This window comes from Amycolatopsis mongoliensis (assembly GCF_030285665.1).
Classification (GTDB): Bacteria; Actinomycetota; Actinomycetes; order Mycobacteriales; family Pseudonocardiaceae; genus Amycolatopsis; species Amycolatopsis mongoliensis.
The window spans coordinates 8271030-8296975 of record NZ_CP127295.1 but is presented as its reverse complement, the minus strand read 5'-3'; the positions used below and the strand labels follow the sequence as shown (position 1 = coordinate 8296975).

The following is a 25946-nucleotide window of genomic DNA, read 5'->3' as shown; positions in this document are numbered from 1 at the left end:
AAGGAAACCACCATGACCCGAACGCTGCGCCCCCATCCGGGGCTGGACATCCCCCTCGTCGACACCGGCGGCGGCGACCGCACCGTGCTGGTCCTGCACGGCGGCGCCGGCCCACGGGGTGTCGAGCCGATCGTCGAGCACTTCGCGCCGGATTCGCGCGTGCTCGCGCCGACGCACCCGGGCTGGGCCGGCACGCCCCGCCCGGACTGGTTCTCCGGCGTCGACGACCTCGCCGTGACCTACCTCGACCTCCTGGACGACGAGGACGCGGGCGACGTCCTCGTCGTCGCCAGCTCCTTCGGCGGCTGGGTCGCGTCCGAAATGGCCGTCCGCGACCGTGGTCGCCGCCTCGGCGGGCTGGTCGTGCTCGACGGCATCGGCCCTGACGTCGAGGGCCACTCCATCAGCCTGCCGCAGCCGCCGCCCGGCGCGCCCGGGCCGGACCCCGCGGACATGGCCGCCCTGCGGGCCTACGCAGGGCCGCGGATCGCCGACCCGGAGCTGCTGCGCCGGCTCGCGCGCGTCCGGATCCCGGCGCTGCTGGTCTGGGGCGCGGACGACGTCGTCGTGCCACCGGAGTTCGGCAAGGTCTACGCCGCCGCGTTCGCCGACGCGCGGTTCGAGGTCGTGGCGGGCGCCGGCCACGTGCCGCACGTTCAGGCCCCGGCCGAAACGTTCGCCTTGATCGACGAGTTCGCCGGACGAGCTTGATCGTCCACCCCGTAAGGTGGCTCCATGGTGGACGAAGAAATCGTCTCGGACCGCATCCGGCAGATCGCCGCCACCCTCGCGGACCGCGCGGCCGAGCTGACCGGGGAGCTGGTCCAGCTGTACGCGGCCGATCTGCCGCAGCTGGTCAACGACGACGAGCGCATGGTGAGCCTGCTGTCGGCGAGCGTCTACCAGAACATCGAGACCGCCCTGCAGATCTTCCGGCACGGCATCGACCCGGCGACCGTCGAGCCACCGGCCGCGGCCATGGAGTACGCGCGCCGGCTGGCCCAGCGCGGCACCCCGGTGTTCGACCTGATCCGCGCGTACGACCTCGGGCAGGCCGCGATGCTCGACTTCGGGTTCCAGGAGTGCATCCGGCTGGTCGACGACGCGGCCCTGCTCGGGGCCATGATGCGCCGGCTGCTCAAGGTCGCCTACGAGTTCATCACGCGGGTGGTGCGCCAGCTCGTCGGCGTCTACCAGGACGAACGCGACAAGTGGATGGTCAACCGGAGTGCCGCGCGGGTGGCGAAGGTGCTGGACCTGCTGAGCGAGAACGGCGGGCCGTCCGACGTCGACGCGGCGGAGGCGGTCATCGGCTACCGCCTGCGCGGCACGCACGTGGGGATGGTGGTCTGGCACGCGTCCGAGGCCCACGACGTGCTGTCGCTGCTGGAGTCGGTCGCGGGCGCGGTGCTCGAGCGCGCCGGAGGGCAGGGGCGCCCGCTGTTCGTGCCCCGCGACGAGGCGGGTGCGTGGGCGTGGCTCCCGCTCGCACCGGGGGCGTCGATCCGCCGCGAGCACCTCGACGCCGTGCTCGCGGAGGCCGACCCGGGCGTGCGCGTGACGGTCGGCGACCCCGGCACCGGCGTCGCCGGCTTCCGCGACACCCACCAGCAGGCCCGCCGGGTGCACGCGCTGGCCCTGGCCGCCGGCGAGCACGCCGACCGCGTGCTGACGTTCCGGGAGGTCGGCACCGTCGCGCTGATGACGACCGACCTCAACGCGGCCCGGCTGTGGGTCGCCAGCACGCTCGGGCCGCTGAGCGCCGACGACGAGAACTGTGCGCGGCTGCGCGACACCCTGCGCGTGTTCCTCGCCTCCGGCGGCAGCTACACAGCGGCCGCGGCCGAGCTGACGATGCACAAGAACTCGGTGCAGTACCGCGTCCGCAAGGCGCAGGAGCTGCTGCCGCGTGAGCTCGCGGAAAGCCGCCTGGACGTCGAGCTCGCGCTCAACCTGAGCCACCGATTGGGTGCGGCCGTGCTGTCGGCGGCGTGACTTTGGTACCCCGGACCACCGCCGCCGAAGATCGTTGGTGCGCGGGCACGAAGCCGGAATGAGCCGTTCGGCCTACGGTCCGTGTATGGCTGAAAACGGTGGGATGCTCGCGCTGGTGCGGCTACGCCGAGGCGTCGTCGGCGAAAGCAGACGCGTCTGCCACCTGATCCCCGTCCCGCCCGCGGGGGCGGTGCCGGCGCAGCTGACCGCGCTGTGCGGCGAGGCGATCTTCCCCGGCGAGGCCGAAGTGCTCGACGGGCTGCGCGGGATGCCGTGCCACGCCTGCCTGATGCGGAACGCGCCGTCGGGGCCGGGCCTGCTGGCGAACGCCGGCTGAGCCGGCGGCCGGCGCCGTGGCAAGCTGACGCGGTGCTCGACGAGACGGCCCGGCCGGTGGTGGTCCTGCTGGCCCATCCCCGGCCGGGAAGCTTCAACCACGCCCTTGCCGCGCGGGTGCGCGACGCGCTGGCCCGCGCCGGGCGGCCGGTGTTCTTCCACGACCTCTACGCCGAGGGTTTCGACCCGGTGCTCACCGCGGAAGAGGCGTACACGAGTGGGACCCGGGCGGCGGAGTTCCTCGCCGCGGAGCCGGATCCGCTGGTGCGGCGGCACCGCGAGGAGCTGCGGGAAGCGGGTGGGCTCGTCGCGGTTCACCCGAACTGGTGGGGCAAGCCGCCCGCCATCCTCAGCGGCTGGCTCGACCGGATCCTCGTTCCCGGCGTCGCGTACCGCCTCGACGACGCCGGCGGCGCGCCGGAGTCGCTGCTTTCGCTGCGGCGGGTGCTCGTCGTCAACACGTCCGACACCACGGAGGAGCGGGAGCGGACACTCTTCGGCGACCCGCTCGACGCGATCTGGAAGCGCTGTCTCGCGCCCTACCTCGGCGAGCCGGAGGTGTGCCGGCGGGTGCTGCGGGTGGTCGCCGACGCGGACGAGCGGCGCCGGGCGGCCTGGCTCGACGACGTCGAAGCCGAGGTCCGGCGCCTGTTCGGTGGTCACTGACCGGTTCCGGCCACTTCCGGTGAAGACCTTGAGGCGGCTTCCCGCGGCGTGCGACTCTCGGCTCGACCCGGCACCGGCCCGACGAGGGGGAACCGTGAGCATGCTCGAGCGCATGGCCGAAGAACGCCGCCGCCGCAAGGAAACCGCGCCGGAGGCACCGGCCGGGCAGCAGTGGGGCACGTGCGTCGGCGTCCACGAAGTCGGCGACCGGCGCCGGAAGATGGCCCGCGTGCTGCTGGCCAGCGGCATGGTGATCACCGCCTACCTGCCCTTGACCGCCGTCGCGCCGGCCGTCGACGCGCCGGTGCTGGTGCAGACCCGGGCCATCGGCGACCGGCCGCCGGAGGACTCCGTCGTCGCGATCGGCGACCAGCCCGGCCACGGCGAGATCGTCGCGGACTGACGGCGTGCGCACCGTCTCCCTGGTGACCCTGGGCTGCGCGCGCAACGAAGTCGACTCCGACGAGCTCGCCGCCCGCCTCGGCGGTGCGGGCTGGCGCCTGGCCGAAGCCGGGGACGAGGCCGACGTCGTCGTGGTGAACACCTGCGGCTTCATCGAAGCGGCCAAGAAGGAGTCGATCGACACCGTCCTGACCGCGTCCGGCAAGGGCGCGAAGGTCGTCGCGGTCGGCTGCATGGCCGAGCGCTACGGCCGCGAGCTCGCCGACGCCCTGCCGGAGGCCGACGCCGTCCTGTCGTTCGACGACTACCCGGAGATCGGCGAGCGCATCGAGGACGTCCTGCACGGCCGGACCCGCCCGGCGCACACCCCGCGCGACCGGCGCACGCTCCTGCCGATCACGCCGGTGCAGCGGCCCGCCGCGGCCGTCGCCCACGTACCCGGGCACGGTCCCGCGAGCGGCCCGCGGGTGCTGCGGCACCGGCTCGGCGGCGGCCCGATCGCACCGCTGAAGCTGGCCTCGGGCTGCGACCGGCGGTGCACCTTCTGCGCGATCCCGAGCTTCCGCGGCGCGTTCGTCTCGCGGCCGCCCGCCGAAATCCTCGCCGAGGCCGAGTGGCTCGCCGGCCACGGCGTGCGCGAGCTGGTGCTGGTCAGCGAGAACTCGACGTCGTACGGCAAGGACCTCGGCGACCTGCAGGCACTGGAGAAGCTGCTGCCGGAGCTCGCCGCCGTCGCCGACCGGGTCCGGGTGAGCTACCTGCAGCCGGCCGAACTGCGGCCCACCCTCGTCGAGGCGATCGCCGGGACGCCGGGGGTCGCGCCGTACTTCGACCTCTCGTTCCAGCACGCGAGCGGGCCGGTGCTGCGCCGGATGCGCCGGTTCGGCGACCGCGAGCGTTTCCTGCAGCTGCTCGAGCGGATCCGGGCGGTGGCGCCGGACGCCGGAGTGCGGTCCAACTTCATCGCGGGCTTCCCGGGCGAGACCGATGCCGACTTCGCCGAGCTGAAGCTCTTCCTGGAGCAGGCCCGGCTGGACGCCACCGGGGTGTTCGGGTACTCGGACGAGGACGGCACCGAGGCCGCCGCGCTGCCGGGCAAGGTCCCGGCGCCAGTGCTCGCCGAGCGTGTCGAGGAGCTGTCGGTGCTCGCCGACGACCTGGTCTCCCGTCGCGCGGAGGACCGGCTCGGCGCCGTCGTCGACGTGGTCGTCGGCACCGGCGGACGCGGCTGGGCGGCGCACCAGGGACCCGAGGTCGACGGGCACGTGACGTTCGCCGGGACGGCGCCGGAACCGGGTTCGCTCGTCCGCGCCGAGGTGATCGGCACGCACGGCGTCGACCTCGAGGCCCGCGTCCTCACCGAAGAGCGCTGAAGACGAGCTTCGCCGCCTGCGCGATCAGCCGGTCGTCGGCGTCCGCGTCCTTCGCCTTCTTGTCGGACATGACCACCACGACGATCGGCGCGCGCCCGGGCGGCCAGGCGACGGCGATGTCGTTGCGCGTCGCGTAGTCTCCGGTGCCGGTCTTGTCGGCGACGGCCCAGCCCGCGGGCGTGCCCGCCCGGATGACCGTCGCGCCGGTGGTGTTGGCGCGCATCGTGTCCGTCAGGAACTGCCGCTTCTCCGGCGGCAGCGCGGTGCCGAGGGTGAAGGCGCGCAGGCTCCCGGCCATCGCCCGCGGGGTGCTGGTGTCGCGGAGGTCGCCGGGCGCGAGGTCGTTGAGGCCCGGTTCGGTCCGGTCGACGTGCGTGGTCGTGTCGCCGATCCCGCGCAGCGCGGCGCCGAGCCCCGGCGGTCCGCCGAGCTCCTCGAACAGCAGGTTCGCGGCGGTGTTGTCGCTGTAGCGCAGCGCCGCGTCGATCGCGTCGCGCAGGGAAATGCCGGTGCCGACGTGCTTTTCGGTGACCGGCGAGTGGGGTTGCAGGTCGGCGCGGGTGTACTTGAGCACCTTCGCCAGCCCGTCGAGGCTGGTGCGCTGGAGCACGGCGGCGGACGAGAACGCCTTGTGCGTCGAGGCGTAGCCGAAGCGCTCGTCGGCGCGGTGGGCGAGTTCGCGGCCGGAGCCGGTGTCCACGGCGTACACGCCGAGGCGGGCGTCGAACTCGCGCTCCAGCGGCGCGAAGTCCGCTTGCGGGGCGGGCGCGCCGGCCGACGGCGTCGGCGCCGGCGGGGCCACAGCGGGAGCTTCGGCGGTGCAGGCGGTGAGCGACACGAGGGCCAGCGCGGTGAGCGCGGCCCACCGGACGTGGGGGAACGGCACAGGACATCCTTTCCGGTCTTGATCGACATCCGCAGTGTCGTCGGGCTCGCTCATGCTGTCCAAGACGGAAGTGCGCGGTTCGATGCCGAAACCGCATAGAGTGAGGGCGTGGACCTGGTCGGCGGCTGCAGGGCGTTCGTGAGCGTGAGCGAGGCGGGGAGCTTCACGGCGGGCGCCGCCGTCGCGCACATCCCGCAACCGGTCGCGAGCCGGCGCATCGCCGCGCTGGAACGGCACTTCGGCGAACGGCTCTTCGACCGCTCCACCCGCCGGGCGCGGCTCACGCCGTTCGGGCGCGACGTGCTGCCCTCGGCCCGGCGGCTCGTGCAGCTGGCCGACGCGCTGGAACACGACGCACAGCGCGCGCGGCTGCGGCCGATGCGCGTGGCCGTTCCGGACACCTGCCGCGTGCGCGAGCTGGCCGAACTGGCCGCCGAGGCCCGCGCGCTGGAGGTCCACCTGGAGTTCCGCGTCGCGCCGCCGGGGGAGCGGGCCGAGCTCGCCCGCACGCAGGAGGTGCGGGCGGCGCTCGTCGCGGTCCCGGCCGACGAGGGCGTGTGGTCCGTGCCGCTGGGGCTGGCCGGAGTGGTCGCGCCGCAGGCGCGGGTCGTGCACCTGGAGACCCTGCGCACCGGGCGGTCCGGCGGTTCCCGGCGCCACGTCTGGATCCAGCCGGAGGACGACGTCCCGCACGTCCGTGACCGGTTGCTTCGGGTGCGGGACGCCGTGGGCCTGCCGCCCGCCCAGGTCGCCGTGGCGGGCTCGCTGACCGCGGCGGCCGCGGCGGTCTTCGGCTCGGCGGACCTGCTGCTGTGCTCGGCGGCGCAGGCCGATGAGCTGGGGCTGCACTGGCGGCCGGTCGGGGAGGTCGCGCTGGCGCGCGGCTTCGACGTCGCCGCGGCACTGGGCGAAGACGCCGACCGGCTGCGTGGACTGTCTTCCGCGGTCGCACGGTGCTTGGGAGCCGGGGCATGAGCGCGGAAGGGCTGGTCCGGCGGCTGCGGGCGGAGCTGGACGAAGGCGGGCTGCGCGGGTCGTTCCTGGTCCGCGACCTGCGGTCCGGGCACGAGCTGGGGATCGACCCGGACCGCGTGTACCCGATCGCGTCGCTGGTCAAGGTCCCCCTGGCGGCGGCGACCCTGGAGCGCATCCGCCGCGGCGAACTGGACGGCGCGACGCAGCTGGAGGTCGAGCCCGGCGGGGTCACCACGCCCGGCCCGATCGGGCTGACGCGATTCCGCCACCCGGCCCGCATCGCCGTCGACGACCTGCTGTACCTGAGCACGGCGCTGAGCGACGGCGTGGCGGCCGACGTCCTGTTCGGGCTCACCCCGGCCGACTCGGTCTTGCGCACGCTTGAGGGTTGGGGTCTGCGCGGCATCGCCGTGCGCCACCTGATGGCGGACCTGGTCGACACCCCGGCCGAGCGGTTCGACGCCGGCGAGGTGGACCTGGCGCACGCGCTGGCGATCGGCGCGGGCACGGCCGGGCAAGGGCACCGGCTGGCCCAGCTGGACGTCACGCGCGCGAACGCGGCGTCGGCGCGGGGCGTGCTCGAGCTGCTGCAGGCGCTGTGGACGCCGTCGAAGATCGACCCGTCGGTGGCGGCGGGCGTGCGGGAGCTGATGGCGCACAACGTGATCCGCCACCGGCTGACCCCGGACTTCGCCTCGGACGCGGCCCGGTGGTCGTCGAAGACGGGGACGCTGCTGAACCTGCGGCACGAGGCCGGGGTGGTCGAGCACGCGGACGGGCGGGTGTTCGGGGTGGTGGCGCTGACGGAGTCGCGGGTCCCGGCGGTCCTCCAGCCCGAGGCGGACGTGCTGATGGCCCGCGTGGCCCGGGCCCTGCGCGATCATCTGCGCGGGGAATGAGCTGGGCTTGGGCCCCGCGGCGGCGTGGCCCGGGGCTCCGGCGGTGTCGAGCGGGCTGCTGACGATCACCGCGCAGTAGGCCGGTTCGGCTGGAACGCACCGAACGCCACGTTGGGTGCGTGGGGCGCAGCGAATGCCGCGTTGGGTGCGTGGGGCGCAGCGAATGCCGCGTTGGGTGCGTGGGGCGCAGCGAATGCCGCGTTGGGTGCGCGGGCGCGCCCCAACGCCGCGTTGGGTGCGTGGGACCCACCAACCCCACATCGGCCCCGGCCCGAGCCCAGCCCGCCCGCGCGCAAGTCACCGGACCCGACGATCCCGGAGCGGCTCAGGCCGGTGCCGTCACCCCGAACTCGACCTCCGCCGTCTGCACCGTCCCCGCGGTCCGGCCCGGCGCCGTGTGGTACTGCCAGTACAGGTTCGTGTGCGCGATGACCGCCCCCGGCTCTGGGGCCCCGTACGCCGTCAGGTCCTCCGTCGTGTGCGCGTCGGCCACCAAGGTCGCGTCGTAGCCGCGGGTGATCGCGCCGTGGAGGGTGGACCTGATGCACGCGTCCGTCTGGGCTCCCGCCACCACCAGCTTGCCGATGCCGCGCGCCGCCAGCACCGACTCCAGGTCGGTGTCCTCGAACGAATCGCCGTACTCCTTGTGCACCAACGGTTCCGGCTCGCGGCGCACCAGCTCCGGCACGTACTCCCACACCTCACTCCCGCGCGGGAGCTCCGAACTCGTGTGCTGCACCCACACCACCTCGGTCCCGCCCGAGCGCGCCTTCTCGACCAGGGCGACGAGGTTCGCGAGGACGGTCGAACGGTCGTGCGCCCCCTCCATCACGCCGTTCTGCACGTCGACGATCAGCAAGGCGGTGTTCGGACGGTCGGTCAATGTCGTCATGGCGCCAGCCTAAACGCGGGCACCGACAGTTTTCGCGCCGTAGCATGACCCGCCATGGACTACGGGATGCTGCTGCTCGGGGTCGTCCTGCTCGTCGTGGTCGTCGGACTGGGATCGTCGGCCACCGAACGCAGGCTCAGCCGCCGGCTCGAGCGGATGGAACGGAAGCTGGACGCCATCGTCGCCCAGCTCGGGGTGACCGTCGAAGAGCCGGGGCTCGCCGAGGTCACCGCCTTGCTGCGCGAAGGCAAGAAGATCCAGGCGATCAAGGCCTACCGCGAGAACACGGGCGCGGACCTCAAGGAAGCGCGCGACGCCGTGGAGCGGCTCGCTTAGCGCGCCCCGCCGACGTGCTTCGCCGACACCGCCTCCCACACGGCGTCGAAGTCGTCGTACCGGTCGCCGCCGGGCAGGCCGCCGAGGGGGCCGAGCACGGAGTCGCCGCCGCCGGCCGCGGCCGCGCGCCGCAGGAGCTCCTCGCGGCCGCACGGGTATTCGGTCTCGGCCAGGTGCTGTTCGAGGCTGGATCGGTCCGGTGCAGGCATGACCGGCGCGTACCCGCGGTCGCGCACCCGAAACTCACCCCACGACGATCGTGTGGTCCCCGCGCGGCACGAGCTCCCCGATCACCGGGTGCCCGGGCAGCTCCCCGGCGACCAGCAGGCCGCCGGACGTCTGCGCGTCGGCCAGCAGCAGGGCCTCGTCCGGCGAGATCCGGGACAGGTCCACGTGCGGGCGCACCCAGTCGAGGTTGCGGCGCGTGCCGCCGCTGACGTACCCGGCGAGCAGCGCCTCGCGCGCGCCGTCGAGGTAGGGCACGGCCGCCGGGTCGAGGCGGGCGGTGACACCGCTGGCCCTGGCCAGCTTGTGCAGGTGGCCGAGCAGGCCGAAGCCGGTGACGTCGGTGGCGCAGACGGCCCCGGCGGCGAGCGCGGCGCGGGCGGCGGCGTCGTTCAGCGTCGTCATGACGTCGATCGCCTGCGCGAACCGCTCCCCGGTGGCCTTGTGCCGCGAGTTCAGCACGCCGGTGCCGAGCGGCTTGGTCAACGTCAGCGGCACCCCCGCGCGGCCGGCGTCGTTGCGCAGCAGCCGCGAAGGATCCGCGACGCCGGTGACGGCCAGCCCGTACTTCGGCTCCGGGTCGTCGATGCTGTGCCCGCCGGCCAGGTGGCAGCCTGCCTGGCCGCAGACGTCGAGCCCGCCGCGCAGCACCTCGCCCGCCAGCTCGAACGGCAGCGTCTCCCGCGGCCAGCCGAGCAGGTTGACCGCCACCACCGGCGTGCCGCCCATGGCGTAGACGTCGGAAAGCGCGTTGGCCGCGGCGATCCGGCCCCAGTCGTAGGCGTCGTCGACGACCGGGGTGAAGAAGTCGGTGGTCGCGATGAGTGCGACCGACCCGGAGATCCGGACCGCGGCCGCGTCGTCGCCGGTGTCGAGACCGACGAGCAGCTCGCCGGCCGGGTCGATGGGGGTGCTGCCGGTGAGGCCGCGGACGGCCTCCTCGAGTTCGCCGGGCGGGATCTTGCACGCACAGCCGCCGCCGTGCGCGTATTGGGTCAGTCGGAGCGCCACCGGTTCATCGTGCCCGCCGGGCGCGAACTTGGCAGGATGGCTCCCATGGTGCAGGGAGGCGTATCCGGCCTGGTGACCGGCACGGTCTTCAAAACCGTTGAGCGGCAGGTCCTGCCGCTGGCGGGTTCGATTCCCGTCCGCCTCCGCCATGCCTGACCCGCGCCGCGCGATCCCGCGGACCGACGCGGTCCTGGCCGAGCCTCGGATCGCCGAGTTCGCCGGGACACTCGGCCGGGACCTGGTGAAGGCGGCGATCCAGGACGCCCAGAAGGCCGCGCGAGCCGGTGAGATCGCCGCGGCCGACGTCGTCGACGTCGTGCTCTCGCGGCTCCCGGCGAGCGCGGCGTCGCTGCGGCCGGTGGTCAACGCGACCGGGGTCGTCGTGCACACCAACCTCGGCCGGGCCCCGCTGTCCGCGGCCGCGCTCGACGCCCTGGTGGCGGCCGGTGGCGCCACCGACGTCGAGTTCGACCTGGCGACCGGCGAGCGGGCCCGGCGCGGGCGGGGTGCCCTCGCGGCGCTGGCCGCGGCCGTCCCGGACGCCGGCGCCGTGCACGTCGTCAACAACAACGCGGCCGCCCTGCTGCTCTGCGCGCTCGCGCTGGCCCCGGGCCGGGAGATCGTCGTCAGCCGGGGCGAGCTCGTCGAGATCGGGGACGGCTTCCGCATCCCGGACCTCCTGGCGTCGGCCGGCGCCCGGCTGCGCGAGGTCGGCACGACGAACCGGACGTCGGTCGGCGACTACGCCCGCGCCGTCGGTCCGGAGACCGGCTTCGTGCTGAAGGTGCACCCGTCGAACTACCGGGTCACCGGCTTCACGTCGGAAGCGGCGCTCGGCGAGCTGGCCGGCCTCGGGGTACCCCTGGTCGCCGACATCGGTTCCGGCCTGCTGACGCCGCACCCGCTCCTGCCGGACGAACCGGATGCCACGAGCGCGCTGCGGGCGGGTGCCACGGTCGTCACGGCCAGCGGCGACAAGCTGCTCGGCGGTCCGCAGGCCGGCGTCCTGTTCGGCGACGCCGACGTCGTCGAACGGCTGCGGCGGCACCCGGCCGCGCGGGCGTTGCGCGTCGACAAGCTCACGCTGGCCGCGCTCGAAGCGACCCTTCGCGGGCCGGAACCGCCCGTGCGCCGGGCCCTCGACGCGTCCGTCGCGGACCTCCGGCAGCGGGCGGAGGCCCTGGTCCGGGCCCTGGACGGCGTCGACGCCCGGGTGGCCTCGTCCGTGTCGGCCGTCGGCGGCGGGGGAGCACCCGGGGTCGAGCTGCCGAGCGCCGCGGTGAGCCTGCCCGCCCGGTACGCCGTCGCGCTGCGGACGGGCGAGCCCGCCGTCGTCGGCCGGGTCGAGCGGGACCGGTGCCTGCTCGACCTGCGGACCGTGCGCCCGGAAGAGGACGCGAAGCTCCTGGAAGCCGTCCGCCGATGCGGGTGATCGTCACGGCCGGGCACGTCGACCACGGCAAGTCGACCCTCGTGCGCCGGCTGACCGGGATGGAGCCGGACCGGTGGGCCGAGGAACGCCGCCGCGGGCTCACCATCGACCTCGGGTTCGCCTGGACGCGGATCGGGGATGAGGACATCGCGTTCGTGGACGTCCCGGGCCACGAGCGGTTCGTGCCGAACATGCTGGCGGGCGCCGGGCCCGCGCCGGCGGTGCTGTTCGTGGTCGCGGCCGACGAGGGCTGGATGCCGCAGTCGGCCGAGCACCTCGCCGCGCTCGACGCGTTCGGCGTCCGGCGCGGGCTGCTGGTCGTCACCAAGGCCGACCGGGCCGACCCGGCGGCCGCTACCGAGGCCGCTTCGCAGGAGATCGGCCGCACGTCGCTGGGCGCGGTGCCGAGCGTCGCCGTCAGCGGCAGCACCGGCGCGGGGTTCGACGAGCTGCGATCGGCGATCGCCGCGCTGGCCGGCAGGCTGCCCGCGCCCGATCCGGACGCCGACGTCCGGCTGTGGATCGACCGGGCGTTCACCGTTTCGGGAGCGGGCACGGTCGTCACGGGCACCCTCGCCGCGGGGACGATCGCCGTCGGCGACGAGCTGCTGCTCGGGGACGCGCGGGTGAAGGTCCGCGGCCTGCAGGCGCTCGGGGAGCCGCACGACCGGGTGCCGGCGGTGGCCCGGGTGGCGGTCAACCTCCGCGGCACCGCGCACGCCGACGTCGGCCGCGGCGACGTCCTGCTCACGCCGGGCCGATGGCACGCGACGGCCGAGTTCGACGTCCGGCTGCGCGACGCGGACGTCCACCGCAACCTCGTGCTGCACTTCGGCACGGCGGCGGTGCCGGTGCGCGTCCGTCCACTGGGGACGGACACGGCACGGCTCACGACGGCTGCCCCGCTGCCGCTGCGGGTGGGAGACCGCGGGCTGCTGCGCGACCCCGGTGAACACCGGATCGCCGCCGGGTTCGACGTGCTCGACGTCCGGCCGCCTCCGTTGGCGCGCCGTGGTGCGGCGCGGGCGAGAGGCGCCGAGCTGACCGACGCGGATCTCGCGCGGACCTACCTGCGTCGCAACGGCTTCGTGCGGGCCGCGGACTTCGCGGTGCTGGGGCTGCCCGAGACGGGTGACCGGGTGGGCGGCTGGCGCGTCGACCCGGCCCGGTTCGCCGGGCTGCGCGCCGAGGCCGCAGCGATCGTGCGCGGCTGGGACGCGGTGGCGGCCGGGGTGCCGGTGGAGGCACTGCGGCAGCGGCTCGGCCTGCCCGCGCCGGAACTGGTCGGCCCGCTGCTGGCGGGCACCGGCCTGGACGTGGCGGGCGGGCTCGTGCGCCGGCCGGGCGGCCTGACGCCGTCGGTCGAGAAGGCGCTGGCGACGGTGGCGAAGCGGCTCGCCGAGCACCCGTTCCGCGCCCCGGAGGCGGACGAGCTGCGGGCGCTGGGCCTGGGCCGCCGCGAGCTGGCGGCAGCTGTCCGCCTGGGCCGGCTGACGGCGGTCGCGGAGGGCGTGGTGCTGGGACCGGACGTCGAGGAGCGCGCGGTCACGCAGCTGCGCTCGCTGCCCCAGCCGTTCACGGTGTCGGAGGCGCGGCGGGCGCTCGACAGCACCCGCCGGGTGATGATCCCGCTGCTGGAACGCCTCGACGCGGCGGGCTTGACCGAACCGCTGGGCGACGGAACCCGCCGCACGAGCTGACGGGAACGCTGCCGACTCCGGCGGGCGCCGACATGACGTGAATGACTCATTCCTGTCGCCTGATGACAGGAATGAGTCATTCACGTCATCAGGGCAGCCGGGTGGCCGCGACTGAAGAACCCGCCGCCGGAATGGTTGGACCTGCGAAACACGGGTATCGCTACTACCGTGCCAAGCATGGGTGTGCGTCGGTGGATCGAAAGCTGGCCGGTGTACCGGCAGCTGACCGGTCCCGACCGGACAGCGCGCGCAGCGGCGGCCAAATCGGATGGTTCGGAGAAATGGCACGCCCGCACCGACGACGCCGACCAGGTGGTCAAATCCATCTGCCCGTTCTGCGCCGTCGGCTGCGGCCAGAACGTCTACGTCAAGGACGGCCGCGTCACGCAGATCGAGGGCGACCCCGACTCGCCGATCTCCCGCGGCCGGCTGTGCCCGAAGGGCTCGGCCAGCAAGCAGCTCGTGACCAGCCCGAGCCGCGTCACCGAGGTCCTCTACCGGCGTCCGCACGGCACCGACTGGGAGCGCCTGCCCCTCGACACGGCGATGGAGATGATCGCCGACCGGGTCCTGAAGACCCGCGTCGAGACGTGGCAGGACGTCGACGACCAGGGTCGCAAGCTCAACCGCACGCTCGGCTTCGCCAGCCTGGGCGGCGCGACGCTGGACAACGAAGAGAACTACCTGATGAAGAAGCTGTACACCGCGCTCGGCGCGATCCAGATCGAAAACCAGGCGCGTATTTGACACTCCGCCACGGTTCCCGGTCTGGGGACCTCCTTCGGTCGTGGAGGCGCCACGACGTTCCAGCAAGACCTCGCCAACGCCGACTGCATCGTCATCCAGGGCTCGAACATGGCCGAGTGTCACCCGGTCGGGTTCCAGTGGGTGATGGAGGCGAAGGCTCGCGGCGCGAAGATCATCCACGTCGACCCGCGGTTCACCCGCACCAGCGCGGTCTCGCACGTCCACGCGGCGTTGCGCGCCGGGACGGACATCGCGTTCCTCGGCGGCCTGATCAACTACGTCCTTTCCGGAGAAAAGGACTTCCGCGAGTACGTGCTCGCCTACACGAACGCGGCCGCCATCCTGCGTGAGGACTTCGCCGACACCGAGGACCTCGACGGGCTGTTCTCCGGCTACGATCCGGAGCAGCGCAAGTACGACATGGCGTCGTGGGAGTACGAAGGCGCGCCGACGCTGCCCGCGACCGGGTCCACCGATCCGGAGCAGCCGGGCGAGCCGGGGTCCGAGCAGCACGGCGGCGAGGCGCACCAGCAGTCGGCCCGCGCCGACACCTACGGCAGCGGCGGCGCCGCGATCGGGGGCAAGCCGAAGCGGGATGAGACCCTGCAGCACCCGCGGTGCGTCTTCCAGGTGCTCAAGCGCCACTTCGCCCGCTACACGCCCGAAATGGTCGCGGACGTCTGCGGCCTGCCGGCCGAGCAGTTCCTCGAGATCGCCGAGGCGGTCACCGCCAACTCCGGCCGCGACCGGACGACGGCGTGGGTGTACTCGGTCGGCTGGACGCACCACACGGTCGGCTCGCAGTACATCCGCACGGCGTCGATCCTGCAGACCCTGCTCGGCAACATCGGCCGTCCCGGCGGCGGCATCCTCGCGCTGCGGGGGCACGCCAGCATCCAGGGCTCCACCGACATCCCGACGTTGTTCAACCTGCTGCCCGGCTACATCCCGATGCCGCACGCCCACCAGCACCAGAGCCTCGACGAGTTCGTCGAAGCCGACGCGGGGAAGACCGGGTTCTGGGGCAACATGCGCTCCTACACCGTCAGCCTGCTCAAGTCGTACTGGGGCGAGTCCGCGCAGCCGCACAACGACTTCCGGTTCGGCTACCTGCCCCGGCTGACCGGTGACCACGGCACGTACGCGACCGTGCAGAAGCAGATCGAGGGCGAGTGCAAGGGGTACTTCCTGGTCGGGGAGAACCCGGCGGTCGGCTCGGCCAACGGCAAGTTCCAGCGGCTCGGCCTGGCCAACCTCGACTGGCTCGTCGTGCGCGACCTGCAGATGATCGAGAGCGCGACCTTCTGGAAGGACGGCCCGGAGATCGAGACCGGCGAGCTGAAGCCGGAGGAGGTCGGCACCGAGGTCTTCTTCCTGCCCGCCGCCGCGCACACCGAGAAGGACGGCAGCTTCACCAACACCCAGCGCCTGCTGCAGTGGCACCACAAGGCCGTCGAACCGCCCGGCGACGCCCGCAGCGACCTGTGGTTCTACTACCACCTGGGCCGGCTCATCCGGGAGCGGATCGGCGATGACCCGCGCGACGCACCGATCCGTGACCTGACCTGGAGCTACCCGGTCGAAGGTCCGACCGACGACCCGAGCGCGGAGTCCGTGCTCGCCGAGATCAACGGCCACGGCCAGGACGGCCCGCTCTCGGCGTACACGCAGCTCAAGGACGACGGCTCGACCGCCTGCGGCTGCTGGATCTACTGCGGTGTCCGCGCCGGCGGCAAGAACCAGGCGGCGAACCGGCAGCCGGGCGCCGAGCAGGACTGGATCGCGAACGGCTGGGCCTGGGCGTGGCCGGCGAACCGGCGGATCCTCTACAACCGCGCGTCTGCGGATCCCGACGGAAATCCGTGGAGCGAGCGGAAGAAGCTGCTCAGCTGGGACGCGGACCAGGGCAAGTGGGTCGGGCCGGACGTCCCGGACTTCGAGCCCACGAAGGCGCCGGACCACGTGCCGCCCGAGGGCGCCAAGGCACAGGATGCGCTCGGCGGCCGCGACCCGTTCATCATGCAGACCGACGGCAAAGCGTGGCTGTACGTCCCGGCCGGCCTGGCCGACGGCCCGCTGCCCGCGCACTACGAGCCGTTCGAAAGCCCGGTGGAGAACGCGCTCTACGGCCAGCAGGAGTCGCCGACCCGCCAGACCCTCGTCAGCCCGGCCAACCCGTACAACCCGGCGCGCAGCCCGGTGTACCCGTACGTCTTCACGACCTACCGGCTCACCGAGCACCACACCGCGGGCGGGATGAGCCGGACGCTGCCCTACCTGGCGGAGCTGCAGCCGGAGTTCTTCTGCGAGGTGTCGCCGGCCCTGGCGGCCGAACGCGGACTCGAGCACGGCGGCTGGGCGACGATCATCTCCGCGCGGACGGCGATCGAGGCGCGCGTCCTCGTGACCGACCGCGTGAAGCCGCTGAAGGTCCGCGGCCGGACGATCCACCAGGTCGGCCTGCCCTACCACTGGGGCCCGAACGGCCTCTCCCGCGGCGACTCGGCCAACGACCTCCTGTCGGTCGTGATGGACCCGAACGTGCACATCCAGGAGTCGAAGGCGGCCACCTGTGACATCCGGGCCGGACGGCGCCCGCGCGGCGCCGCTCTACCGGCCATGGTCGAGGAGTACCGGAGGCGAGCCGATGGCTGAGTACGGCACCCAGCCCCGGATGGGGTTCTTCACCGACACGTCGGTGTGCATCGGCTGCAAGGCCTGCGAAGTCGCGTGCAAGGAGTGGAACGGCGTGCCCGAGGCGGGCGGGCTCGACCTCCTGGGCATGTCCTACGACAACACCGGCGCCCTGGGCTCGAACACCTGGCGGCACGTCGCCTTCGTCGAGCAGCCGAAGCCCGCCGAGTCCACTGTGGACCTCGGGATGCCGGACGTCGGCGCGCCGGGGCAGGACGACCCCGGCGTGCGCTGGCTGATGTCGAGCGACGTCTGCAAGCACTGCACGCACGCCGCGTGCCTCGACGTCTGCCCGACCGGCTCGCTGTTCCGCACCGAGTTCGGCACCGTCGTCGTGCAGCAGGACATCTGCAACGGCTGCGGCTACTGCGTGCCGGCGTGCCCCTACGGCGTCATCGAAAAGCGCGAGTCGGACGGCCGGGCCTTCAAGTGCACGCTGTGCTACGACCGGCTCGGCGCGGGCATGGAACCGGCCTGTGCCAAGGCGTGCCCGACCGATTCCATCCAGTTCGGCGAGCTGGACGAACTCCGGGAGCGAGCCGACGAGCGGGTGCGGACGCTGCACGACTCCGGGGTCCCGGAGGCCCGGCTCTACGGCCACGACCCCGAGGACGGCGTCGGCGGCGACGGCGCGTTCTTCCTGCTGCTGGACGAACCGGAGGTCTACGGGCTCCCACCGGATCCGGTGGTCACGACCCGGGACCTGCCCGCGATGTGGCGGCGGGCCACGGTGGCGGCCGTCGGCGCGGCCGCCGTGGTCGTGGCGTCCTTCCTGGGGCGGCGGCGATGAGCCCGCGCCGCGAACGGGCGATGGTCGAGCCCGCCGAGTTCCGCTCCTACTACGGCCGGCCGATCCTCAAGGAACCGGCCTGGAAGCAGCCGGACGTGCCGCTGTACCTGTTCCTCGGCGGCGCGGCGGGCGTGTCGGCGATGACGGCGGCGCTCGCCGACGTCACCGGCCGGGCAGGCCTGGCCCGCGTGGGCCGGCTGGTGGCGTCCGGCGGATCGATCGCCAGCGTCGCCGCGCTGGTCCACGACCTGGGGAAGCCGTTGCGGTTCCTGCACATGCTGCGGGTGCTGAAGCCGACGTCGCCGCTTTCGGTCGGGTCGTGGATCCTCTCGCCGTTCTCGGCGCTGGCCGCGGTGTCGGCGGCGTCCGAGGTGACCGGCCTGCTGCCGCGGATCGGCCGCCTGGCCGGGGCGGGCGCGGGCCTGCTCGGCCCGCCGATGTGCACCTACACCGCGGTGCTGCTGGCGGACACGGCGACACCGTCGTGGCACGAAGCCCACGGCACGCTCCCGGTGCTGTTCGCCGGCAGCGCGCTGACCAGCGGTGCGGGCGCGGCTCTGCTGGCGGCTCCCGCGGGCGAGGTCGGCCCGGCCGTGCGGGCGGGGCTGGCCGGGGCGGTCGCCGAACTGGTGGCCGAGCACCACCTGGAGACCGGGCTGGGCCTGGCGTCGGAGCCGTACCGGACCGGCCGCGCGGGCAAGCTGCTGAAGGCGGCCAAGGCGCTGACCGTGGCCGGCGCGGGGCTTTCCCTGATGGCGCAGCGGAACCGGGCGGCGGGGGTACTGGCCGGAGCGGCGTACCTGGCTTCGGGACTGTGCACGCGGTTCGGCGTCTACGCCGCGGGGGTGGAGTCCGCAAAGGACCCGAAGTACGTCGTGATCCCGCAGCGGGAGCGGATCGCGCGGCGGTCGGAAGGACGCTGAGACGACGAACTGCCGCACCCCGGACTCCGGGGTGCGGCAGCGGCAGGACGGGTCAGTTCTTGTCCTTGACGCCCTTCACGGCATCCTTGATCTTCTCGCCGGCCTGCTTGAGCGAGCCCTTGGCCTGCTCGGACTTGCCCTCGGCCTGCCACTGCTCGTTGCCCGTGGCGTCGCCGACGGCTTCCTTCGCGCGGCCCTTGAGCTCTTCGCCCTTGTTCTCGAACTTGTCGTTCATGGGGGTGCACCTTCCGTTGCGGCGACATTTCCGGATCGGCCAGTCGCCAAAAGGGCCTTGTCTCCCGATTACCCACTCGCCGGGCGCGTACACATCACAACCAGACGAGCGCCGTGAGGACCGTCACGCCGGCCAGGAGCCACGCGACGTAGTCCCCGACGTGGCCCGAATGGCCGTGGTGCAGCACTTTCAGCGCCGCCCGGACCGGCCGCGGCCAGGACGGCAGCCGGTGGGGCCAGAGGGCCCCCGCGGCGATGCCGAGCGCCAGCAGCACCGTGATCCCGCCGAACAGCAGCCCGGACGACGTCCACTCCGCCGTGACCGGCGGCAGGTATCCGGAAGAACCGGCCGCGGGCAGGACGTCGTGCAGGTAACCGCCGCGGTCGGCTTCCTGCCGCCCGGCGTTGACGGCGGCTTCGCGCAGCCAAGGGACGGTGCCGACGGCGAGCGCGGCGGCCAGCACCGCGACGATCGCGCCGGTCATCGTCGCCGGGGTGCGCTCGATGCGGCTGCCCGTCTCGGGTTCCTCGTCCGTCCCGGCGGTCCGGTCGCCGTCGTCCCGGCGCGGCGGCCGGCCCAGTCCGAAGTAGACACCCAGGCCGGCGCGCAGCACCGCGGCCGCCGTCACCGCGCTGACGGCCACGAACACCGCCACCAGCCAGCCGTACCCGGTGTGCTCGAGCGCGTGTTCCGCGACGCCCTTGCCGAACGCGACGCCGAACGGCGGCAGCCCGGCCAGCACCAGCGCCGCCAGCAGGAACAGCCCGCCTTCGAGGCGCGAATGGCCGCACTTGCCGAACAGCTCGTCCTCGTCGACGCTGCCGTAGCGGTCCTTGAGGATCCCGGCGAGCAGGAACAGCGCCGCCTTGGCGCCGGCGTGCCCGGCCACCGCCAGCACGAACCCCGTGCTCGCCCCGCCGTCGGCGGCGGCCAGACCGCACAGGAACAACCCGGTGTGCGCGATGGTCGAATAGGCCAGCAACCGTTTCAGGTGGCGCTGGGTGAAGCACAGGACGGCGCCGAGCACCGCGCTGCCGATCCCGAGCACCAGCAGCACCCGGGCGAGCGCGCCGTCGTCGAGCACACCGCCGAACACCGTGCGCCGCACCCGCAGGACGCCGTAGACACCCAGCTCGACCATGACGCCGGAGAAGAGCACGCAGACCGGCGTCGGCGCGACCGCGTGCGCGTCGGCGAGCCAGAAGTGGAACGGCACCGCGGCCGCCTTGACCAGCAGGCCGGTGCAGACGAGCACGAACGCGGCGAGCACCAGCGCGTCCGCGGGCTTGCCGTCGAGGGCGACGCCCAGCTGGGCCAGCCCGAGCTGCCCGCCGCGCGCGTAGAGCAGGCCGATGCCCATCAGCGTGAAGTACGCGCCGAGGGAGTTCACGACGCCGAAGTTCAGCGCGCCCTGGACGGAGTCGGCCTCCTCGACGCGGTACCCGGTGAGCGCGTAGGCGACCCCGCTCATCAGCTCGAAGAACACGAACAGGGTGAACAGGTCCCCGGTGAGCAGGAAACCGAGCATGCCGGTGAGGAACAGCAGCATCATCGCGTGGTAGCGGGCTTCGACCGCCTCGAAGTAGTGCCAGCTGTAGACCAGCGCGCACGTCGTCAGGAACGACGCCAGCAGCGCGAGCGTGGTGTTGAGGCCGTCGGCGGCCATGACGATGCCGAGCGACCGCGTGCCTTCGGGTTCGTGCCTGCCGAGCCAGCTGACCACCCGGCCGTGCTGGACGCCCACGAGCAGCACCGCGGTCAGCACGGTGACGGTCAGCGCCGCGGCGGTCGCGATGACGTCGGCCACCACGCGTGGCAGCTTCGGCCCCAGGCCGAGCAGCACGCACGCGGCCGCCAGCGGCAGGGCGACGACGAGGGCCGGGAGCGCGGACATCGCCTCAGCCGCGCAGCGCGCGCAGCTCGTCGGGATCCACGGTCCCGTGACGCTTCGAGATCTGGATGGTCAGGCCGAGCAGCAGTGCGGTGATCGTCGCCGACACGACGATGTCGGTCAGCGTCATCGCCTGCACCATCGGGTCGACCACGGGCCGGCGCTGGTCCTGGACGACGATCGGCGCGCCGGCCCGGTCCTGGTAGCCGATGCCGAGCAGCAGCACGTACGTCCCGGCCTGCGCCACCGAGAGCGAGACGACGGTGTGCACGAGGTGGCGGCTGCGCACGATCCCGATCGCGCCGATCAGCAGCAGCCACCCGGCCACGCCGTAGCAGGCCATGCCGATCACGGGTCCTCCTCCCGGATCAGGCCCTGGCCGAGGAACCGGGCCAGCAGGACCACCAGCCCGGCGGCGACCTCGATCCCGATCAGGACGCTCAGCACCGGCACGGTGCCGGCCGACAGCAGCGAGCCGAACTCGCCCTTCGGCAGCACGTTGGCCAGGAACGCGCCCCCGATGACCAGGCCGGCGAGCCCGGCGACGACGTACAGCCCGGTCGCCGCCGCCTCGGCGTACTCGCACCAGTCGATCGGGCGCAGCCGCTTGAGCGCCGGGTAGCTGCCGGAGATGTAGAGCAGGTGCCAGCCGGTGGCCAGCACGACCCCGCCCTGGAAGCCGCCGCCCGGGGTGAGGTGGCCGTGCACGACGACGTCGATGCCGAGCAGCAGCGTCACCGGCAGCATGAGGTAGCCGGCGAGCTTGACCACCGGCATGACGTAGCCGCGCTGGGGCTCGATCCGCTCCCGTTCCGCCGGGGACGGTTGCAGCAGCGACAGGGTGCCCACGACGGCCGCCGCGACGATGGTCTCCTCGCCCAGGGTGTCCAGCGCCCGCAGGTCGAAGTTGACCGACGACACGAGGTTCGGCGTCGCGCGCGCGATCGCGGCGGGCAGGGCGAGGTCGCGGTAGAGGTGCAGGGTGCCGCCGAACTCGGGCATCCGGAGGAAGGCCGTCACGAGCAGCACGGCCACGCCGAGCGCGCCGGCCGCGCACAGCCACGTCCGGGCCCGCAGCGTCATCGCCCGCCCACCTTCCGGATCGTGAGCAGCACGAGCAGCGGCACCACGGCCGAGCCGACGGCCAGTTCCGAGAGGGCGACGTCCGGCGCCTGGAGCGCGACGAACAGCAGGGCCAGGCACAGGCTGAACAGCGAAAGCGTGATCGCCTGGCGGCGCGGGTCCGGGGTGGCCACCACCGCGAACCCCGCGACGGCGACGAACGCGAGGGCGACGAGCAGCACGATCGTCGTCACGACGGCAGGTCCTCGTCGATCGCGCCCCGCCGCTGCGCCTCGACGCGCCCGGCGGCCGACTGCAGCACCGGGCCGGTCACCGCGAGCAGCACGACGGTGAGCAGGATGGCTCCCGACCCGAGGGACCAGCCGTTCGCCACGGCCAGCCCGATCCCGACGAGCGGCGCGCCCAGCGTGGTGACCGGGGCGAGCAGGTGCAGCCGGGTGAGCAGGGTCCGCGCCCGCAGCATCGCCAGCGCCGAGACCACGACGACGGCGACACCGGCGAAGACGAGGACCTGCGCGACGACCGTCATTCCGTCGTCCCCAGCAGCCGGATGAACAGCAGCGTGCCGGCGAAGGCCAGCACGGTCAGCGTCAGGGGGAGGATCACCGCGCTGGACGGGCCGTAGGCCTGCACGAGCAGGAGCAGCGTGAGCACGGTGACCGGGCCGGCGAGCTGCAGCCCGGCGAGGCGCCCGACGGCGTCACCGCGCGCGGCGAGCCACAGCGCGGGGCCGAGGCCGCCCGCCATGAGCAGGACGGCGGCGACCAGCCAGCCGGTCACCGGCGCACCTCGCCGAGCAGGCGCGACTCACCCTCGAGCAGCCGGTGGACGACCAGGTCGCGGTGGTCCGGGGGAGAGGCGACGACCATCGTCCCAGGCGTGCTGCCGACGACGACGGCCGCGCAGGCCGCCCTGGCCTCGTGCACCGCGCCGGGTTCGTCGGGCAGCCGGGTGGTGTCGAACCGGCCCGCATCCGGGTGTCGCACCGCCTCGACCAGGGCGCGGCCGGATTCGCGGACCGCCGCCCCGGGGACCGCGAGCAGCCATCGGAGCCAGCGCGCCTTCGGCCGCCAGGCACCGCCGACGGCCCGGCGCGCGGCGCGGGCGGCGAACGCGCACGGCAGCGCCGCGACGGCCGCGGCCACGATCTCCGGCAGCGACGGCGTCGACAGCGTCAGGACCCACAGGCCGGTCAGGCCGAACCACCAGGGCAGCACCTCGGATGTCACCCGCACGCCGGGCGGGGTACCCCGCGGCCGGGCTCGCCAACCGGGCTCAGCGGGCCGGCAGGTGGCCGCCCATCCGCTCGATCCGGTGGATGGCCGGTTCCGCGAGGATGCCGTGGACCAGCACCGACACGGCGACGGCGAGCGCGCCGACCCGCCACAGCACGTCGTGCTGCGCCACCGGCAGCCGGTTGAGCGCGTAGGCGAGGTAGTAGAGCGTGCCGATGCCCCGGACGCCGAAGAACGCGATCGCCAGCGTCCCCGGCCGTCCGGCCGAGGACCCGAGCAGCGAAACCCAGCCGACCACGGGCCGCACCACCAGCACCGCGACCACCGCGATCACCACCTCCAGCGGGCGGAGGCCGAGCAGCAGCCCGTCGCCCATGGCCAGGCCCAGTCCGAGCAGGGCGAGCGGCACGAAGAGCCGTTCGAGCTGGTGGCCGAAGGCGTGCAGGACGCCGTGGTAGTCGTGCTCGCGCTCCTGCTTGCGGATCACGACCGCGGCGACGAACACGGCGACGAACCCGTTGCCGTGGGCCAGTTCCGCCAGCGCGTACGGCAGGAAGGCCAGGGCCAGCAGGACCAGGCCGTCGCCGTACTCGGCGAGGCGCAGCCGGTCCGACGTCGTGTGGAAGATCGCCCAGCCGAGCCCGCGCCCGGCGACCAGGCCGAGCACCGCGCCGGTCACGACCGGCAGCAGCAGGTCCACGAGCACCCAGGAGAAGTCCAGGTGCGGCCGCAGGCCCGCCATCGCCAGGCCGAGCAGGACGAACGGCATGGCCAGTCCGTCGTTGAGCCCCGCCTCGGTGGTCAGCGTGAAGCGGATTTCGTTGTCCCGGGCGAGGTCCGGCTCGACGTCCGGGTGCGGCACGCCGACGTCCCCCGCCAGCACCGGGTCGGTCGGGGCCAGCGCCGCGGCCAGCAGCAGCGCCACGCCCGGTGTCAGCGCGAGCCACCAGGACCCGAGCGCGGCGATCGCCAGGATCGACAGCGGCATGGTCAGCGCGAGCAGCCGCCAGGTGGAACCCCAGCGTTTCAGGCCGAACGGGCGGTCGACGGACAGGCCGGCCCCGGCCAGCGCGACGAGGATGCCGAGCTGGGTGAAGGATTCGACGCCTTGCAGGTGGGCGGCGGGATCGCTCCAGCCGCCGCCGTAGGGCGCGGGCAGCGGCAGCAGGCCGAACACGATCCCGGCGATCAGCATCACCAGCGGCACCGAGAACGGCCGGTCGGCCACGAGTTTCGGCACGATCGCCGCGGCGAGGGCGAGCAGGCCCGCCACGCCGAACAGCACCGTCAACGACGACAAGGTTCCCTCCTGCCCGCTCGTGCCGTGCCGCCCGGGCGGGAGGTCCGTGCGCGGTCCGGCCGAGCGTGAGCCGGTTCCGCCGATGCCCCAGCCCGGCCGGATGCGGGTAGCGTGACCGGGAGGTGGCGTCGCGCCCCGGGTTCCCGCTGTGCGCGCGGCGAAACCGGTGAGGAGGCGGCGTGACGGCGGCGAACGGGGTCGGGCGGCCCTGCCGGTTCTGCGGAACGGTCCACGGCCCGCGGGTCCCCGGCAAGGCCGGGCCGATCTGCGTCGAGTGCGTGCGCGCCGGGCTGCGGGTGGCGCGGGACGGCGCCGACCGGGAAACCCCGGGCGGGGACGTGCTGGCCGCGGTGACGTCACCGCTGGCCGCGGTCTGCGAGTTCTGCGGCCGCCGCGAGCGCCGGACGTTCCTCGGCCTGCGACGGCCGCTGCTGCGCGTCACCTCCGCCCAGCGGGACGCCGTGATCTGCGTCGACTGCCTGGACCACGCGGGCGACGTGCTGAACCTCGCGCTGCGGCACTGACCGCGTTTCCCGCTCGGCGGTCTCGGGTAGCCGCACGTCCATGACGTCCACTCAGGGGAAACTCACGCGCCCGGCGACCGCTTCGGTGGCCGACACCCTCCGGGTCGCGCTGGAGGTGGCGTTGCCCACGCTGGCCGTCGGAGTGATCAAGCGCCGTCCCCGGGTGCTGGCCGTGGCCGGCAAGCTGCACGTCGACCGCGCCGGCGTGAAACTGCTGACGCGGTTGCGGGAGAAGCATGACGGGCACCCGCTCAAGCTGCGCGTGCCCGGCCGGTCGGTCGGGCTGGCCCTCGCGAGCGAGGACGTGGGGACGGTGCTCGCCGGCGCGCCGACGCCGTTCAGTCCGTCCACAGTGGAGAAACGAGCCGCGCTGGGTCACTTCCAGCCGCACGGCGTGCTGATCTCGGACGCGCACGACCGCCGTCCGCGACGCCGTTTCAATGAAACCGTGCTCGAGCCGGGGCGTCCGCTGCACGAGCTCGCGACCCCGTTCGCCCGTGCGATCGCGGACGAAGCCGCCGTCCTGCTGAGCGAGGTGACGCACGACGGCGAGCTGAGCTGGGCCGCCTTCGACGTCGCGTGGTGGCGGCTGGTCCGGACGGTCGTGCTCGGTCCGGGGGCCCGCGACGACGACACGCTCCTCGGCCTGCTGGAGCGGCTGCGGCTCGACGCGAACTGGGCGTACCTGCACCCGCGGCGCGAGAAGCTGCGGGAGCGGTTCCGCGCCCGCTTGACCGAGCACCTCGGTCGCGCCGAAGCCGGCAGCCTGGCAGCAGTGATCGCCGAAGCCGGCGACGACGGCACCGCGGCCGACCAGGTGGCGCACTGGCTGTTCGCGTTCGACGCGGCGGGCATGGCGACGTTCCGCACCCTGGCGCTGCTCGCGACCCACCCGGCGGCGCTGGAGCGCGTCCGCGCCGGCCTCGACGGCTTCGACCCCGCCGAGCCGGACCAGCTGGGCTACCTGCGGGCCTGCGTGCTGGAATCGGTCCGCCTGTGGCCGACGACGCCGATGCTGCTGCGCGAGACGACGGAGGAGACGTCGTGGGGTCCCGCGGGCACCACGGTGCTGATCTTCACGCCGTTCTTCCACCGCGACGCGGCGTTGCCCTATGCCGACCGCTTCGACCCGGACATCTGGCTCGACGGCCGGGCGGCCGCGAATCCGGCGCTGGTCCCGTTCAGCGCGGGCCCGGCGGTCTGCCCGGGCCGTGACCTGGTCCAGTTCTGCGCGAGCACGATGCTCGCGAACCTGCTGCGGCAGCACGGTTTCGAGCAGGCGACGGGTCCGGTGCCGGCTCCGGAGCGCCCGCTCCCGGCCGGCCTGGACAACTTCCACCTCAGGTTCCGGCTCCTCCCGGACTGAAGCGCCCCAATGCGGCCTTGGGTGCGTCTG

The 25946-nt window shown here is 73.7% G+C and carries 29 protein-coding genes and 1 tRNA gene; 17 read left to right on the top strand and 13 right to left on the bottom strand.

What is annotated here, in order from left to right; genetic code table 11:
* Positions 1-12: 12 nt before the first annotated feature.
* The 6 genes from QRX60_RS39765 to rimO all read left to right on the top strand — a co-directional run bounded on the left by QRX60_RS39765 (position 13) and on the right by rimO (position 4772).
* Positions 13-711 (top strand): alpha/beta fold hydrolase, encoded by a 699-nt coding sequence (locus QRX60_RS39765; protein WP_285996610.1) that lies wholly within the window; start codon positions 13-15, stop codon positions 709-711.
* Between the two features lie 24 nt (positions 712-735).
* Positions 736-1995, top strand: a complete 1260-nt coding sequence (locus QRX60_RS39760; RefSeq protein WP_285996609.1) for a PucR family transcriptional regulator — start codon at positions 736-738, stop codon at positions 1993-1995.
* Positions 1996-2080: 85 nt separating this feature from the next.
* A complete protein-coding gene (locus QRX60_RS39755) occupies positions 2081-2332 on the top strand; it encodes a hypothetical protein (RefSeq protein ID WP_285996608.1) in 252 nt (83 codons plus the stop codon).
* Between the two features lie 32 nt (positions 2333-2364).
* Complete coding sequence (locus tag QRX60_RS39750; protein ID WP_285996607.1) at positions 2365-2997, top strand: NAD(P)H-dependent oxidoreductase; 633 nt, start codon at positions 2365-2367, stop codon at positions 2995-2997.
* A 94-nt stretch (positions 2998-3091) separates the two neighbouring features.
* Complete coding sequence (locus QRX60_RS39745; RefSeq protein WP_285996606.1) at positions 3092-3400, top strand: uS12 family ribosomal protein; 309 nt, start codon at positions 3092-3094, stop codon at positions 3398-3400.
* A gap of 4 nt (positions 3401-3404) precedes the next feature.
* Positions 3405-4772, top strand: coding sequence for a 30S ribosomal protein S12 methylthiotransferase RimO (gene rimO, locus QRX60_RS39740; RefSeq protein WP_285996605.1), 1368 nt, complete (start codon positions 3405-3407; stop codon positions 4770-4772).
* On the opposite strand, the gene bla is transcribed toward rimO, so the two are convergent.
* Positions 4756-5658 (bottom strand): class A beta-lactamase, encoded by a 903-nt coding sequence (gene bla, locus QRX60_RS39735; protein WP_285996604.1) that lies wholly within the window; start codon positions 5656-5658, stop codon positions 4756-4758. The genes rimO and bla overlap by 17 nt on opposite strands.
* Positions 5659-5766: 108 nt before the next feature.
* Here bla and QRX60_RS39730 point away from each other — a divergent pair, with 108 nt between their 5' ends.
* Positions 5767-6633: a LysR family transcriptional regulator gene (locus QRX60_RS39730; RefSeq protein WP_285996603.1), complete on the top strand. Its 867-nt coding sequence runs from the start codon at positions 5767-5769 to the stop codon at positions 6631-6633.
* The gene (locus QRX60_RS39725) at positions 6630-7532 is read left to right on the top strand and encodes a serine hydrolase (protein ID WP_285996602.1); all 903 of its coding nucleotides are present in this window, start codon (positions 6630-6632) and stop codon (positions 7530-7532) included. The genes QRX60_RS39730 and QRX60_RS39725 overlap by 4 nt, the downstream gene beginning before the upstream one ends.
* 325 nt (positions 7533-7857) lie before the next feature.
* On the opposite strand, the gene QRX60_RS39720 is transcribed toward QRX60_RS39725, so the two are convergent.
* Positions 7858-8424 carry an isochorismatase family protein gene (locus tag QRX60_RS39720; RefSeq protein WP_285996601.1) on the bottom strand — a complete coding sequence of 189 codons (567 nt, stop codon included), beginning with the start codon at positions 8422-8424 and terminating at the stop codon, positions 7858-7860.
* Between the two features lie 54 nt (positions 8425-8478).
* Here QRX60_RS39720 and QRX60_RS39715 point away from each other — a divergent pair, with 54 nt between their 5' ends.
* Positions 8479-8760, top strand: coding sequence for a hypothetical protein (locus QRX60_RS39715; RefSeq protein WP_285996600.1), 282 nt, complete (start codon positions 8479-8481; stop codon positions 8758-8760).
* On the opposite strand, the gene QRX60_RS39710 is transcribed toward QRX60_RS39715, so the two are convergent.
* Positions 8757-8969: a DUF2795 domain-containing protein gene (locus tag QRX60_RS39710; RefSeq protein WP_285996599.1), complete on the bottom strand. Its 213-nt coding sequence runs from the start codon at positions 8967-8969 to the stop codon at positions 8757-8759. The genes QRX60_RS39715 and QRX60_RS39710 overlap by 4 nt on opposite strands.
* 34 nt (positions 8970-9003) lie before the next feature.
* On the bottom strand, positions 9004-9996 hold the full coding sequence (selD, locus tag QRX60_RS39705) for a selenide, water dikinase SelD (RefSeq protein WP_285996598.1): 993 nt from the start codon (positions 9994-9996) through the stop codon (positions 9004-9006).
* A gap of 54 nt (positions 9997-10050) precedes the next feature.
* Here selD and QRX60_RS39700 point away from each other — a divergent pair.
* The 6 genes from QRX60_RS39700 (at position 10051) to nrfD (ending at position 18282) form a co-directional block, all read left to right on the top strand.
* Positions 10051-10145 (top strand) — tRNA-Sec (locus tag QRX60_RS39700).
* A complete protein-coding gene (gene selA / locus QRX60_RS39695; protein ID WP_285996597.1) occupies positions 10145-11428 on the top strand; it encodes an L-seryl-tRNA(Sec) selenium transferase in 1284 nt (427 codons plus the stop codon). Before QRX60_RS39700 ends, selA begins: the two co-directional genes overlap by 1 nt.
* Positions 11419-13128, top strand: coding sequence for a selenocysteine-specific translation elongation factor (gene selB / locus QRX60_RS39690; RefSeq protein ID WP_285996596.1), 1710 nt, complete (start codon positions 11419-11421; stop codon positions 13126-13128). The genes selA and selB overlap by 10 nt, the downstream gene beginning before the upstream one ends.
* A 177-nt stretch (positions 13129-13305) precedes the next feature.
* A complete protein-coding gene (gene fdh / locus QRX60_RS39685; RefSeq protein WP_285996595.1) occupies positions 13306-16530 on the top strand; it encodes a formate dehydrogenase in 3225 nt (1074 codons plus the stop codon).
* Complete coding sequence (locus QRX60_RS39680) at positions 16523-17359, top strand: 4Fe-4S dicluster domain-containing protein (RefSeq protein ID WP_285996594.1); 837 nt, start codon at positions 16523-16525, stop codon at positions 17357-17359. Before fdh ends, QRX60_RS39680 begins: the two co-directional genes overlap by 8 nt.
* Positions 17356-18282, top strand: coding sequence for an NrfD/PsrC family molybdoenzyme membrane anchor subunit (gene nrfD, locus QRX60_RS39675; protein ID WP_285996593.1), 927 nt, complete (start codon positions 17356-17358; stop codon positions 18280-18282). The genes QRX60_RS39680 and nrfD overlap by 4 nt, the downstream gene beginning before the upstream one ends.
* Positions 18283-18334: 52 nt before the next feature.
* Here nrfD and QRX60_RS39670 read toward each other — a convergent pair whose 3' ends face one another.
* From QRX60_RS39670 to QRX60_RS39630, 9 genes are all read right to left on the bottom strand, one after another.
* On the bottom strand, positions 18335-18517 hold the full coding sequence (locus tag QRX60_RS39670) for a CsbD family protein (protein ID WP_285996592.1): 183 nt from the start codon (positions 18515-18517) through the stop codon (positions 18335-18337).
* A gap of 94 nt (positions 18518-18611) precedes the next feature.
* Positions 18612-20411 (bottom strand): complex I subunit 5 family protein, encoded by a 1800-nt coding sequence (locus tag QRX60_RS39665; RefSeq protein WP_285996591.1) that lies wholly within the window; start codon positions 20409-20411, stop codon positions 18612-18614.
* Between the two features lie 4 nt (positions 20412-20415).
* Complete coding sequence (locus QRX60_RS39660; protein ID WP_286003798.1) at positions 20416-20751, bottom strand: sodium:proton antiporter; 336 nt, start codon at positions 20749-20751, stop codon at positions 20416-20418.
* Positions 20752-20756: 5 nt separating this feature from the next.
* Positions 20757-21491, bottom strand: a complete 735-nt coding sequence (locus QRX60_RS39655) for an MnhB domain-containing protein (protein WP_285996590.1) — start codon at positions 21489-21491, stop codon at positions 20757-20759.
* On the bottom strand, positions 21488-21724 hold the full coding sequence (locus tag QRX60_RS39650) for a Na(+)/H(+) antiporter subunit B (protein WP_285996589.1): 237 nt from the start codon (positions 21722-21724) through the stop codon (positions 21488-21490). The genes QRX60_RS39655 and QRX60_RS39650 overlap by 4 nt, the downstream gene beginning before the upstream one ends.
* Positions 21721-22020, bottom strand: a complete 300-nt coding sequence (locus QRX60_RS39645) for a monovalent cation/H(+) antiporter subunit G (RefSeq protein ID WP_285996588.1) — start codon at positions 22018-22020, stop codon at positions 21721-21723. The genes QRX60_RS39650 and QRX60_RS39645 overlap by 4 nt, the downstream gene beginning before the upstream one ends.
* Positions 22017-22271, bottom strand: a complete 255-nt coding sequence (locus QRX60_RS39640; protein WP_285996587.1) for a hypothetical protein — start codon at positions 22269-22271, stop codon at positions 22017-22019. The genes QRX60_RS39645 and QRX60_RS39640 overlap by 4 nt, the downstream gene beginning before the upstream one ends.
* Positions 22268-22726, bottom strand: a complete 459-nt coding sequence (locus tag QRX60_RS39635) for a Na+/H+ antiporter subunit E (RefSeq protein WP_285996586.1) — start codon at positions 22724-22726, stop codon at positions 22268-22270. The genes QRX60_RS39640 and QRX60_RS39635 overlap by 4 nt, the downstream gene beginning before the upstream one ends.
* A gap of 40 nt (positions 22727-22766) precedes the next feature.
* Positions 22767-24026 carry a cation:proton antiporter domain-containing protein gene (locus QRX60_RS39630; RefSeq protein WP_285996585.1) on the bottom strand — a complete coding sequence of 420 codons (1260 nt, stop codon included), beginning with the start codon at positions 24024-24026 and terminating at the stop codon, positions 22767-22769.
* Positions 24027-24205: 179 nt separating this feature from the next.
* On the opposite strand from QRX60_RS39630, the gene QRX60_RS39625 reads away from it, so the two are divergent.
* A complete protein-coding gene (locus QRX60_RS39625; RefSeq protein WP_285996584.1) occupies positions 24206-24550 on the top strand; it encodes a hypothetical protein in 345 nt (114 codons plus the stop codon).
* Positions 24551-24590: 40 nt separating this feature from the next.
* Entirely contained in the window at positions 24591-25916 is a 1326-nt protein-coding gene (locus QRX60_RS39620) for a cytochrome P450 (RefSeq protein WP_285996583.1), read from the top strand.
* Positions 25917-25946: the final 30 nt, after the last annotated feature.